The sequence below is a fragment of the Streptomyces sp. WAC04114 genome (genome assembly GCF_019733245.1).
Lineage (GTDB): Bacteria > Actinomycetota > Actinomycetes > Streptomycetales > Streptomycetaceae > Streptomyces > Streptomyces massasporeus_A.
On the sequence record NZ_JAIGQA010000221.1, the window covers coordinates 1 to 12,367 of the forward strand.

The window sequence follows — 12,367 nt, forward strand, 5'->3', positions numbered from 1 at the left end:
CCCCTGCAGCCCTCCCACCGCAAGCCGCCGACGGCGCGGTGCCCCCACAGGCGACCTCAGCCTCTCGTTCGGCAGTCGCGGGTGGCGCGTGGGTGGGCGAAGGAAGGGGCGTCAGACCGAGACGCGGGACTCCGCCGCGTCCCTGGGGGAAGGGAGCTCCACCGGTCCCGGCTCGCACTGCATGACCCGCGGCAACCGCAACGCCATCACCCCGCCGAGCAGCAACAACCCCGCACTCACCAGCAACGTCACATGCAGCCCGTGCACGAACGCGTCCCGGGCGGCATGCCGCAGCGCGGCCCCGGCGGAACCGCCCAGCTGCGCGGCGACCTCGTACGCCTCCCCCAGCGAATGCCCCGCCGAGGAGGACGCCGACGCCGGAACCCCGGGCACCCCGGACAGCCCGGGCGCGTACGCCGCGTTCATCACCGTGCCGAGCAGCGCGATCCCGATGCCCGCCCCCAGCTGGTACGACGTCTCCCCGATCGCCGCCGCCCCACCGGCCTGCTCCGGCGGCGCCTCGCTCAGCATCGACTCGTACGCCCCGAAGAGCGTCGTCTCCAGCCCGAAGCCGAGCAGCACGAACCCGCTCACCATCAGGGCACAGTCGTCGGTCCGGCCCAGTGCCGTCAGCAGCACCACCGCGAACGCCGTCAGGCAGAACCCGGCGCACACCATCCGCCGCGGCCCGAACCGCCGCAGCATCCGCGCCCCGGCCAGCCCGGCCGCCATCGCCGCGAACGTCAGCGGCAGCAGTCGCAGCCCGGTCTCCAGCGGCGAAAGACCGAGCACCAGCTGCAGATACTGCGCCGCGATCAGCTCCAGTCCCACCAGCGCGAGCATCGCCAGCACGATGCACCCGACGGACGTGCTGAACGCCGGCCGCGCGAACATCTTGAGGTCCACCAGGGGATACGTCCGCCGCCGCTGCCGCCGTACGAAGGCGACCAGCAGCGCCGCGCCCACCACCAGCGACGGCACGGTGAGCAGGCTGCCCAGCGACTCCCCGCTGCCGAGCCGCTTCACGCCCAGCACGACACCGAACAGCCCGGCCGCCGCCATCAGCGCGCCGATCACGTCCCAGGGGCCCTTGCCGTCACCCTTCGACTCGGGCAGCAGCAGCCGTCCCACCGGAAGGCTGACCAGCATCAACGGAATGTTGACGAGGAACACCGAGCCCCACCAGAAGTGCTCCAGCAGGAAGCCGCCGAGCAGCGGTCCGATCGCCGCGCCGACCGCGGCCACGGCACTCCAGATGCCGATCGCGAGCGCCCGCTCGCGCCGGTCCGGGAAGACCTGCCGCAGGATCGACAGGGTCGCGGGCATGATCATCGCGCCGCCCACGCCGAGCAGCGCCCGCGCCACGATCAGCACCTGGGCGCTGTCGGCCAGGGCCGCGAGGCCGGAGGCGACGCCGAACAGCGCGTACCCGAGGAGCAGGACTCTTCGGCGGCCGATGCGGTCGCCCAGCGTGCCGAACAGGATCAGCAGCGAGGCGCAGACCAGTGGGTAGACGTCGACGATCCAGAGCAGCTCGATCCCGCCGGGCCTGAGGTCCTCCGTGACGGCGGGGACCGCCACGTGCAGCACGGTGGCGTCGACGGCGACCAGCAGCAGGCTGACGCAGAGGACGACGAGAACCACCCAGCGGTTGGCACCGGCCCCGGCCGCCCGACGGCGCAGCGCAGCGGCGGCCGTGGTCGTCCCGGACATGTACGTACCTCCCAGATGTTCCCTCGCGATCGGCGGGCTCACGGGGTGGGGGACGCCCCCGCGACTCGGCCGGAGAGGAGCGGTCGTCCCCGGCCCGCGCAAACGAAAAGCGAGTGACACGTCAGAGTACGCGAGTCCTCGACGGAGACCAGTGGCGGACCTCTCACACCTCCGGCGGAAGGATGTGGTGTACGCCACTTCCTCCCACCTCGTCCACGCCCCGGCCGGCCGGATGGTTCCGGCCCGGGTCGATAATCGGGCGCGTGACCGATCTTGAGACGCGCGCGGCTCCGACCCGCGCCGGGGCGCTGCGCCGGGCGGCTCCGGCGCTGGCCGGGTACGCGGCCGTCCGCGCCCTGGGCCTGCTCGTCCTGTTCCTGTGGAGCGGGGCGCGGGACAAGAGCGCGTACACGCTGCTGACCGCCCGCTGGGACGCGCTCTGGTACACCAGGGTCGCCGAGCTCGGTTACGGCTACGAGGTGCGGCTGGCGAACGGGGACGTGCACTCGAACCTGGCGTTCTTCCCGCTGCTGCCCTGGCTGGAGCGGCTGGTGGCGGCGGTGTCGCCGCTGTCGTACGCGGACGGCGGGTTCCTGGTGAGCCTGGTCTCCTCGCTCGCCGCGGCCTGGGGGATCTTCGCGGTGGCGGACCGTGTGTACGGCCGCCGGGCCGGGGTGTGCGCGGTCCTGCTGTGGGCCGTCCTGCCGGTTGGGATCGTGCAGTCGATGGCGTACAGCGAGTCCCTGTTTACGGCGCTCGCGGCGTGGTCGCTGTACGCGGTGCTGACCGGCCGCTGGGTGACGGCGGGCACGCTGGCCCTGTTCGCGGGGCTGACCCGTCCGGTGGGACTGGCCGTGGTGGCCGCGGTGTGGGTGGCGGCGCTGGCCTCCTTCGCACGGGAGAGGCCTGCGGCCGGCGCGGGTGCCCGGGACCCGCAGGACGCCCCCGATGCCCCGGACACCCCGGCCGGCCAGGAAGTCCCGGCGGTCCCGGACACCCCGGCCGGCCCAGGCACCCCGGCAGCCCCGGCCGACCCCGGGACCCGGTTCCGGCGGCTCCTCGGTATGGTCCTGGCCCCGCTCGGCACCGCGGGCTACGTGCTCTGGGTCGGGCACCACACCGGCAAGGGCCCGCTGGGTTATCTGGACGTCCAGGCCGGATGGCGCAACGGCTTCGACGGCGGCTGGGCCTTCGCCCGGTTCGTCGCCGACAAGTTCACGTCGTTCCCGGCGGCCCTGGCCGGCGTGGGGCTGATCATCGGGGTCGCGTCAGTCGTCTGGCTGTATGTGACCGGAGTACGTCAGCGCCAACCGCTGCCGCTGCTGGTCTACACGGGCGTCGTGACCGCGCTCGCCCTGTGCGCGTCGAGCTACTTCGGCTCGAAGCCGCGCCTTCTGCTGCCCGCCTTCCCTCTGCTCCTGCCTCTCGCGCGGGCCTTGGCCGCAGCGCGTATCCGCAGGTCAGTGGCGGTGCTCGGGGGCGTGGCGGTGGCTTCTGCGGTGTACGGGGCGTTCTGGCTGAACGGCTCGGGTCCGCCCTGACCCGCTGTGAGCGCGAGGGGAATTCCGCACCATGCCCCGGTGAACGAATTCAAAAGCGCAATAAAACCCCCATCCGGAATGATCAAAGGAATTGAAGGTCGCAGCGGCCGAAGATTGCAGATTCGCTGGAAATAAACCTCCTCCTGAGAGGAATCCCACATCACATCGTCATCACAAAGCCGTTGATTCGCCTGGGATCTGAGCTCACTCGCTGTAACGTCGATTGGGTGCGTACCGAACCGAAGCTCACCCGTCTGGACCGGGTGTTCGCCCGGCTGGACCGTGAGCCGGAACGACCGGCCCACATCGATGTGCCGAAGATGAGCAGGCACCGCATCGTGCTCTTCGCGGCGACCCTGGCCTTCTACGGCGCGATCGTGTGGGCCGTGGTGATCACGTCCTGGCTGGTCCGGCTCGACTGGCAGGTCATGTTCTTCCGCCCGTACCAGCAGTGGTCGGAGATCCACTGGTTCGTCGACTACTACGTGGTCCTCGGCCAGCGCGGCCCGACCGCCGTGATGGTCGCGGCCTGGCTGGGCTGGCGCTCCTGGCGGCAGCACACCCTGCGGCCGCTGCTCGCGCTCGGCGTCTCACTGCTGCTGCTGAACATCACGGTCGGCGCCGCCAAGTACGGCATGGGGCGCCTGGGACCGCACTACGCGACCACGATCGGCTCGAGCGAGATGTGGCTCGGCGGCGATATATTTCCGAGCGGTCACACCGCGAACGCCGTGGTGACCTGGGGAATCCTGGCCTACCTGGCGTCCAGCGCGAGAGCGCAGCGCTGGCTGTCCGCCGTCTCCGCGGTGACTTCGCTCGGCGTCGGGATGGCCACCGTCTACCTCGGTACGCACTGGCTGAGCGATGTGCTCCTCGGCTGGACCGCGGGTCTGCTGATCATGCTCGGTCTGCCGTGGTTCGAGCCGCTGATCGCCCGTGCCGAGGACGCCATCTTCGACTTCCGCGACCGTCTGCGGGCCCGCAGGCGCCGCACCCCGGCCGCCCCTGCCGGCGCACCGCCCGTGCTGGTCACGCCCGTGCCGGCCGACCGTGACGACGTCGCGGCCCGCTCGCCCCGGGCCCCGGTCTACCTGGCGCCGGGCCCGCACACGGCCCGTTCGGAACGCACACCGATCACCCCGGCCGGCAGCCGTCGCCCGGCGCACCCGGAGCGCCACCCGCGCGGCTCGACCCCGTCCGCCCGCCCCGTGACGGGCGGCTGACCACGGCACGGCGCGCACCCGTCCGGCATGGCGAAGGCCCCGGTTCCGGAGCGGAACCGGGGCCTTCGCCGGGTCTCAGCCCTTCCAGGCCCGCGCCACCCGGCCGCCCTTGACCTCGAAGTTCAGCCGGCCCACGCGGTACTCCATCGTGATGATCGCCCCGGACGGCAGCGCGCGCACCGTCGGCCAGCCGCGCTCACGCGCGAGGCGTTCGGCCCGGCCGGCCTCCAGGCCGACATAGGTGTCCGGGCTGTCGTCGGGTTCCGCGGGAGGTGTCGGAGTCGGTGCCATGCCGCCACGCTATGTCCTGTCCGGCGAGCGCGGAAGTCCGGGGCCCCGGCCGGTCACTGTCCGCCTCCGGTCACGCTTCTGTCACAAGATCACGACAGGAGTTTCGGGCGTCACCCGTCACCCGGAAGAGGGGTTCCGTACGCCTTCCGCAGGCATTCGATCGTAATTCCCGCGTGTCACATGAGCTCATGGAAAAGCCCGGCGGAAAGTGCCGGGAGAAGTGCCGGTGAGGCTTGCTTCCTTTCCGGTGCCGCACCGGCCCGGCGGCGTGGGCGCGGTAGAGGAAATGCATGGCTTCGGCACCGAGAGGCCGGTACGCCCCCTGTCGGAGCGCGCGGTGACGCGAGCATCATGGCGTGAGCTCGCGGGCATGTGAGGCGCGGGCTGCGACGGGCCCGGCACGCGATGAGCGAAGGGGCGAGCGAGCGATGGGGACGCAGACCGTACAGGCCTCGGCGCCGTCCGAACCGCGCACGCGGCACGGACGGGTGGTGGTCGACTGGCTGACGACGACGGACCACAAGAAGATCGGCCATCTCTACCTGGTCACGTCGTTCGTGTTCTTCCTGATCGCCGGGGCGATGGCGCTGCTGATGCGCGCCGAGCTCGCCCGTCCGGGCCTGCAGATCATCGACAACGAGCAGTTCAACCAGGCGTTCACGATGCACGGCACGATCATGCTGCTGCTGTTCGCGACACCGAGCTTCGCGGGCTTCGCGAACGAGCTGATGCCGTTGCAGATCGGCGCGCCCGACGTCGCCTTCCCGCGGCTCAACATGCTCTCGTACTGGCTGTTCCTGTTCGGCGGGCTGATCGTGCTCGGCTCGCTGCTGGTGCCCTCCGGTCCGGCGGACTTCGGCTGGACCGCCTACGCCCCGCTCAACAGCGCGGAGCGCACGCCGGGTCTCGGGGCCGATCTGTGGATCATGGGGCTGGCGCTGGCGGGCTTCGGCACGATCCTCGGCGCGGTCAACTTCATCACCACCATCATCGGGATGCGCGCCCCCGGCATGACGATGTTCCGGATGCCGATCTTCGTCTGGAACACGCTGTTCACGTCGATCATGATCCTGATGGCGTTCCCCGTGCTCGCGGCGGCGCTGCTGGTGCTGGAGGCGGACCGGCGGTTCGGCGCGCAGGTCTTCGACGCGGCCAACGGCGGGGCGATCCTGTGGCAGCACCTGTTCTGGTTCTTCGGCCATCCCGAGGTGTACATCATCGCGCTGCCGTTCTTCGGCATCATCACGGAGATCATCCCGGTCTTCAGCCGCAAGCCGTTGTTCGGCTATCTGACGCTGGTCGGCGCGACCATGGCGATCACCGGCCTGTCGATGGTCGTGTGGGCGCACCACATGTTCGCCACGGGCGCGGTGCTGCTGCCGTTCTTCTCCTTCATGAGCTTCCTGATCGCGGTGCCGACGGGTGTGAAGTTCTTCAACTGGGCCGGCACCATGCTCAAGGGCTCGCTGTCCTTCGAGACGCCGATGCTGTGGGCGACGGGCTTCCTGGTGACGTTCCTGTTCGGCGGGCTGACCGGGGTGATCCTGGCGTCGCCGCCGATGGACTTCCATGTGACGGACTCGTACTTCGTGGTCGCGCACTTCCACTACGTCGTCTTCGGCACGGTCGTCTTCGCGATCTTCGGCGGCCTCTCCTTCTGGTGGCCGAAGTTCACCGGGAAGATGCTCGACGAACGGCTCGGCAAGATCCAGTTCTGGGCGCTGTTCGTCGGCTTCCACACCACGTTCCTGGTGCAGCACTGGCTGGGCGCCGAGGGCATGCCGCGCCGGTACGCGGACTACCTCGCCGCGGACGGGTTCACCGCGCTCAACACCGTGTCGACGATCGGCGCGTTCCTGCTCGGCATCTCGACGCTGCCGTTCCTCTACAACGTGTGGAAGACCGCCAAGTACGGCGCGAAGGTCGAGGTCGACGACCCCTGGGGCTACGGCCGTTCCCTGGAGTGGGCGACCTCGTGCCCGCCGCCGCGGCACAACTTCACGACGCTGCCCCGGATCCGCTCCGAGTCCCCGGCGTTCGACCTGCACCATCCGCAGTACGCGGCGGTGACTGCGCAGCCCGAGCCAGAGCGCCATCAAGCCGGTCCCGAGTCCTCCTGATCGCCTCGACCAGCTCGACCGGCTCCAGCACCTCGAACTCGAAGCCCAGCATCATCACGTGGATGACCATCACATCGAGGCTGCCGGCGCCGCAGCGCAGCAGGCAGGTGTCCCCGCTCTCCGCCTCCAGCACCCCGGCGGACGGCGAGATGTGCTGGGCGGCCTCCTCCAGGGGCGCCAGGAGCCGCACGAGGGCATGGGTGGCGTACGCGCGCGTGGAGACGCCCTGGGAGACGTAGGCGGCCAGGTCCTCGGCCGGCGGGTCGCGCGGCACGAAGCGCGGGCCGTGTGGGGGCTTGGGCGTGACGCGGTCCACGCGGAACGTGCGCCAGTCGTCGCGGTCGAGGTCCCAGGCGACCAGGTACCAGCGGCGTTCGGTGCACACCAGGCGGTGCGGTTCGACGCTGCGGCGGGTGACGGTGCCGTCGTGGCCGATGTATTCGAAGCGCAGGCGTTCGGCGTCCCGGCACAGGTGGGCGAGTTCGGTGAGCACGGCCGGGTCGACCGAGGAGGGCAGCGTGCTGCGCAGCATCGGCACGGTGACGGCGTTCAGGGCGCCCACGCGGCGGCGCAGCCGGTTCGGCAGCACCTGCTCCAGCTTGGCGAGGGCGCGTACCGAGGTCTCGCCGATGCCGTCGATGCCCTGTCCGGCGGCGGTGCGCAGTCCGACCGCCACGGCGACGGCCTCGTCGTCGTCCAGGAGCAGCGGCGGCAGTTCGGCTCCGGCGCCGAGCTGGTAGCCGCCGCCGGTGCCGGGGCTGGCGTTGACCGGGTAGCCGAGTTCGCGCAGCCGGTCGACGTCCCGGCGCAGGGTGCGGGCGCTGACGCCGAGCCGACCGGCCAGGTCGGCGCCGGACCACTCGCGGTGGGCCTGGAGCAGGGACAGCAGACGCAGCAGGCGGGCCGAGGTCTCCAACATGGGGCGAGTCTGCCAGGCCTTGCGGACAGCCACTGTCCTCAAGGCGCGTAGGCCAGTTGCGGGACGGTGAAGCAGGTGCGGTTCATGTCCCCCTGCCCCACCCAGCCCTCGCCGTCCTGCCAGCGGGCCACCGACAGGCAGGTCCGGATCGTCTTCGGCGGCTCGGGGAGGCGGTCGAAGCGGACGGGGAGCAGCAGTCCTCCGGCGGTGTAGTCCTGGCTGCGGTTCATGTGCGCGTCGACGCAACGGCGCGTGATGCCCGTGGCCGCGCAGGACGTCGCCGCGTCGGTGAACCACCGGGCGGCCGCCCACCCCTCCAGCTGCCATTGGGAGTGCGTCTCGAGGTCCTTCGTCGCCTCGCGGAACTCCCGTACGGCCGGGTTGCCGGTGTCCTCGAAGTTGCGGCTGGCGCCGGTCGCCCACAGGGCGTTGCGGCAGCGCGGGGCGTCCTTGTAGTCGTCGGCGACGGTGGACGTCCAGTTCTGCACGTTGGTCACCTTGGCGGTGACCTGGGCGCCGGCTTCATCCATCGCCTGGCAGAGCCGGGCGTTGCCGTGCCCGTCGATGGCGTCGAACACCAGGTCGGCGCCCTGCTCCTTGAGGTCGGCGGCGACGGCGCGGAAGTTGGGCAGGGCGAAGTCGACCTGCTCGGTGACGACCTTGTAGCCCTCGGCGCGCAGGCCGCGCTCGACGAGCCGGGCGTAGGCGGCCGAGGCGGACTGGTTGTAGGAGACGACGGCGGCGGTGCGGGCGCCGTGCTCGCGTTTGAAGTAACGGTAGACCTCGGTGCCGCCGTACAGCGTGCCGTCCCAGCCGGGGGTGCCGTCGCGGGGCGCGAGGCTGCCGTAGATGCCGTAGAGGTGCGGGTAGGTGTCGTAGGCGGTGCCGATGGGCTGGCCGCCGATGTCGGGGACGCCCGCGCGGGAGACGCGGGAGGCGCCCGCGTAGTCGAGGGCGGTCGTGGCGACCAGGGCGACGACTTCGTCCTCCTCGACGAGCTTGTGCACGCATTCGTTGTTGCCGACGCCGCTGCCGCCGTCGTCGCAGGTGCGCACCTCGACCCGGCGCCCGTCGATGCCGCCGCGCGCGTTGAGCCGGTCGAAGAAGGCCCGGGCGCCGTCGCGCGGCCCGGTGAAGGCGTTGCCGCCGACCGGGCTGGTGGCGCTGGTGATGATGCCGACCCGCAGGGGCGCGGAGTCGCGGGGCGGCGGGGTGCTCCGGTCGTCGTGCCGGAAGTCGCTCTCCGGGAGCCGGCTGCCGCAGGCCGCGCTCAGGGAGAGCAACAGCACCGCGGCGAGGATTTCAGCAACCGGGGACCGGCGACGCATTGCCGCTCATCTGCACCAGCGAGCACAGCGCCTTGACGGACACCTTCCAGGTGCCCTCCTCTTCGACGGCTGTCCCGGAGGCGTTCGGCAGAACGGTGGCGCCCTTCAGGGTGAGCGTGTACGTCACGTCCGCCTCGGTCGCCGAGGTGAACTCCACCTTGGTGACCTTCGCCTGGACCTGTCCGCCGCGCTCGTCACCGCTGAAGGCCTCGAGGACCGGCCCCATCCGGTCGCCGTTCTGCAGGATGGCCTGCTTCTCCTCGGTCGAGGTCTGCGGATCGAAGAACTTCTCCCAGTTCTGCTTGATCTCCGCCTCCGCCGCGGCCCGGTCCGCCGGTGCGCTGGCCGGAGCGCTCGTGGTCTGCTCCGCGGTCGGTGTGGGGGGCGTGCTCGTGCTGCCGCCGCCGCTGTCGTCACTGCACGCCGCGAGGACCGGCGCGAGGGCCAGGACCAGGGCGGCCGCGATCGCCGTGCCCCGTCCCGCGGTGCGTGGACCCCCCATCGCGTTCCCCCGCTTGAGGTCGCTGCCGAGAACCATCTGGCTCACCACCGGGTGTCGGTCCGGGCCATGTGCGCCCGGTGCTTTCAGGGTCAGCTTCCACAGGGCATAGTGCAAGCGATCGGCGGACTTGAACAGGCAGCCCGACGCACGCACAGCCGATTCCGACGTGTGGGAGCCAGCGATGCGGACCAGCCGACTGCGGACCGTGCATCCCGTCCTGTGGGCCGGCTGGGCGGCCCTGGCCGCAGGCGCGGTGCTGTGCGTCGTCGGCTGGTACGGGATCTCCGGCGAGCGTTACGCCGAACGGCAGCTGCCCTACCTGGCCTCCTGCACGATCCCCGGCGCCGCGCTGATCATCGCCGGGGCGGTGCTGCTGGCCCGCGGCCGGGAGTCGATCGCCGCCCGGCGCGTGGAGGAGCTGTACGGCCTGCTGGTGGAGGACGCACCGGCCGGGCCGGAGGAGACCGGGCGGGCCGCGCTCGCGCCGCTCGCGGTCAGCGGCGATCTGCTGATGGTGCCGGGCGGCACGCTGTGGCACCGCGCGGACTGCCCGCTGGTGGCGGGCAAGGCGGAGGCGGTCCCGGTGGACTCCAAGCTGGTGGCGAGCGGGGAGCTGGACCCGTGCCCGATCTGCGAACCGGCCGAAGAAGCCGACTGATGTCCTCGCTGACGTACGACCTCACCCTCGCCGGGCTCTCGGTCGGCAGTGCGGCGGCGCTGACCGGGATCGGCCTGATCGTGACGTACCGCGCGACGGGCGTGCTGAACTTCGCGCACGGCGCGATCGCGATGGTGTGCGCGTACGGCTTGCGGCAGTGCGTGGTCGAGTGGGGCTGGCCGCTGTGGCTCGGGGCGGCGGTGACGCTGCTGGTGCTGGCGCCGGGGCTGGGTGTGGTCCTGGAACGGTTCGTGTTCCGGCCCCTGGCGGTCCTGGGCGGTGATCCGGCGCAGACGCTGGTGGCGTCCATCGGGGTGTTCGTGCTGCTGGTGGGCGGGGCGGCGCTGGTGTGGGGGCAGGGGGCGCGGGACGACGCGCCCGTGCTGGTGCCGGACGAGCCGTGGGGGCAGCTGGCGGTGGTGCTGGTGCTGGCCGCCGGGGTCGCGGCGGTGGTCCGCCGGACGCGGTTCGGGCGGGAGCTGCGGGCCGTGGTCGACGACCGGCGGCTCGCGGAGCTGGGCGGCATCGACGCGGACCGGGTCGCGGCCACGGGCTGGGCGTTCGGCTCGTTCACGGCCGGTCTGACGGGAGTGCTGCTGGCGCCGTACGTGCGGCTGGACCCGTACGGTCTCTCGCTGCTGGTGATGGAGGTCGTCGCGGTCGCGGTGGCCGCCCGGATGCGGAGCCTGGCCGTCGCGGTGGTGGTGGCGCTGGGCATCGGGGTGGCGCAGAGCCAGCTGACGCGGCTGCACCCCTCGGACTGGGCCGAACCGCTGCTCCAGGCGGCCGGCACGAATCTGTTCGTCGTCGCGCTGCTGGTCGCGGCCCTGGTTCTGCCGGGCGTCGGGGAGCGGGACGCGCTGCCTCGCACGGCCACGGCACGCGCGGCGACCCCACCGGGTGCCTGGATCGTGGTGCTCGTGCTGTTCCTGCTGCCGCTGGGGCTCGCCGGCCGGGATCTGCACACCTCGGTCCAGGTTCCGGCGCTGGCCGTGATCCTGTTGTCCCTGGTGGTGGTCACCGGCCGCGGCGGCCAGATCTCGCTGGGGCAGGCGGCGTACGCGGGACTGGGCGCCCTGTTCACGGCCCTGCTGGCGGCGGGCCGTTTCCCGTGGCTGCCCGCGCTGCCGGAACTGGCGGCCCTCGTGGTGGCGGTGGTCCTGGTGGCGCCGCTCGGCCTGCTGACGGGCTGGCCGGCGATCGGCCGCCGGGGCCTGGCCCTGGCGCTGGCGACGTTCGCGGTCGGGGTGGGGGTGAGCCGCTTCGTCTTCGCCCAGCCGTACGCCACCGCGGGCCTGTCGCTGGGCCGCCCCGCGGGCTTCGACGGGGACCGGGCGTACTACCTCCTGGAGCTGCTGCTGCTCGCGGTCGCGCTGCTGGCGGCGCACACGCTGCGCCGGGGGCGCACGGGCCGGGCCTTGGCCGCCATGCGGGATCACGAGCGGGGCGCGCAGGCGGCGGGCGTCGGCGTGCCCTCCCTGAAGCTGCTGGCCTTCGTCGCGGGCGCCGCGCTGGCCGCGCTGGGCGGCGGCATGCTCGGCATGGGCCTGCGCGCGTTCGACGCCGCCGCCTACGACCCGGTGCGGGGCCTGCTGTGGTTCGCGGCGGTGGTGGTGCTGGGCGCCGACAGCCCGCTCGGCGCCCTAGCCGCGGCGGCGCTCCTGGTCGGGCTGGACGCGGGCACCCGCGGCGGTTTCGCCGCGGCCCTCATCGGCGTCCTGGCGATCCTGGTGGGCCGCTTCCCCGGCGGTCCGTACGAGGCCCTGCGCACGGCGACGGAACGCCTGCGGCCGCGGCGTGCCCCTGCCCTGACGGCGGTGGGAGCCCGGGTCCGTGGGAGGCTGCGCCCGGCGGAGCCGGAGGCGGCCCGGAGGGCACCGGTGCCGAGCGGGGCGACGAGCGTGACGCGCGGGGCCGAGGGAGCAGAGGCAGGGAGCCGTCGCGAACTCCAGGGCGGCGTGAGCGGGTCGGGCCTGCGCAGCGACGCGGACCGTACGCGACGCGGCCCGAAGGGCGGGACCGCCGCCCCCCTGCCGGGCGACGACACCGCCCCGTCGCCCACCGCCCCCGAC

Annotated in this window: 9 protein-coding genes and 1 pseudogene; 5 read left to right on the plus strand and 5 right to left on the minus strand. The window is 72.3% G+C overall.

What is annotated here, in order from left to right; all coding sequences use genetic code 11:
* Window positions 1-111 precede the first annotated feature (111 nt).
* On the minus strand, window positions 112-1,713 hold the full coding sequence (locus K4G64_RS35010) for an MFS transporter (RefSeq protein WP_221759929.1): 1,602 nt from the start codon (window positions 1,711-1,713) through the stop codon (window positions 112-114).
* Window positions 1,714-1,976: 263 nt separating this feature from the next.
* Here K4G64_RS35010 and K4G64_RS35015 point away from each other — a divergent pair, with 263 nt between their 5' ends.
* Together K4G64_RS35015 and K4G64_RS35020 are read left to right on the plus strand one after the other, a co-directional pair.
* The gene (locus K4G64_RS35015; RefSeq protein ID WP_221759930.1) at window positions 1,977-3,254 is read left to right on the plus strand and encodes a glycosyltransferase family 39 protein; all 1,278 of its coding nucleotides are present in this window, start codon (window positions 1,977-1,979) and stop codon (window positions 3,252-3,254) included.
* 227 nt (window positions 3,255-3,481) lie between these two features.
* Window positions 3,482-4,477 carry a phosphatase PAP2 family protein gene (locus K4G64_RS35020; RefSeq protein ID WP_221759931.1) on the plus strand — a complete coding sequence of 332 codons (996 nt, stop codon included), beginning with the start codon at window positions 3,482-3,484 and terminating at the stop codon, window positions 4,475-4,477.
* 75 nt (window positions 4,478-4,552) lie between these two features.
* Here the strand turns inward: K4G64_RS35020 and K4G64_RS35025 are convergent, their stop codons facing one another.
* Window positions 4,553-4,768, minus strand: coding sequence for a proteinase inhibitor I78 (locus K4G64_RS35025; protein ID WP_221759932.1), 216 nt, complete (start codon window positions 4,766-4,768; stop codon window positions 4,553-4,555).
* Between the two features lie 428 nt (window positions 4,769-5,196).
* Between K4G64_RS35025 and ctaD the strand changes: the two are divergent.
* Window positions 5,197-6,723, plus strand: a pseudogene (ctaD, locus tag K4G64_RS35030) (cytochrome c oxidase subunit I); the annotation flags it as partial.
* A 43-nt stretch (window positions 6,724-6,766) separates the two neighbouring features.
* Here ctaD and K4G64_RS35035 read toward each other — a convergent pair.
* From K4G64_RS35035 to K4G64_RS35045, 3 genes are read right to left on the minus strand one after another with little or no spacing between them, the layout of a single operon-like run.
* Window positions 6,767-7,807, minus strand: a complete 1,041-nt coding sequence (locus tag K4G64_RS35035) for a YafY family protein (protein WP_260461407.1) — start codon at window positions 7,805-7,807, stop codon at window positions 6,767-6,769.
* A gap of 38 nt (window positions 7,808-7,845) precedes the next feature.
* Window positions 7,846-9,135, minus strand: coding sequence for an ABC transporter substrate-binding protein (locus K4G64_RS35040; protein WP_221759934.1), 1,290 nt, complete (start codon window positions 9,133-9,135; stop codon window positions 7,846-7,848).
* Window positions 9,110-9,673, minus strand: coding sequence for a hypothetical protein (locus K4G64_RS35045; protein WP_221759935.1), 564 nt, complete (start codon window positions 9,671-9,673; stop codon window positions 9,110-9,112). Before K4G64_RS35045 ends, K4G64_RS35040 begins: the two co-directional genes overlap by 26 nt.
* 145 nt (window positions 9,674-9,818) lie before the next feature.
* On the opposite strand from K4G64_RS35045, the gene K4G64_RS35050 reads away from it, so the two are divergent.
* Complete coding sequence (locus tag K4G64_RS35050; RefSeq protein ID WP_221759936.1) at window positions 9,819-10,295, plus strand: hypothetical protein; 477 nt, start codon at window positions 9,819-9,821, stop codon at window positions 10,293-10,295.
* Window positions 10,295-12,367 (plus strand): ABC transporter permease (locus tag K4G64_RS35055; protein WP_260461408.1); only part of this gene is annotated, 2,073 nt, incomplete at its 3' end. The genes K4G64_RS35050 and K4G64_RS35055, both read left to right, overlap by 1 nt.

Excerpts from the sequence above, each read along its gene's own strand:
- K4G64_RS35010 (WP_221759929.1), bottom strand. The coding sequence starts at position 1,713 with ATGTCCGGGACGACCACGGCCGCCGCTGCGCTGCGCCGTCGGGCGGCC.
- K4G64_RS35025 (WP_221759932.1), bottom strand. The coding sequence starts at position 4,768 with ATGGCACCGACTCCGACACCTCCCGCGGAACCCGACGACAGCCCGGAC.
- K4G64_RS35035 (WP_260461407.1), bottom strand. The coding sequence starts at position 7,807 with ATGTTGGAGACCTCGGCCCGCCTGCTGCGTCTGCTGTCCCTGCTCCAG.
- K4G64_RS35040 (WP_221759934.1), bottom strand. The coding sequence starts at position 9,135 with ATGCGTCGCCGGTCCCCGGTTGCTGAAATCCTCGCCGCGGTGCTGTTG.
- K4G64_RS35045 (WP_221759935.1), bottom strand. The coding sequence starts at position 9,673 with ATGGTTCTCGGCAGCGACCTCAAGCGGGGGAACGCGATGGGGGGTCCA.
- K4G64_RS35050 (WP_221759936.1), top strand. The coding sequence starts at position 9,819 with ATGCGGACCAGCCGACTGCGGACCGTGCATCCCGTCCTGTGGGCCGGC.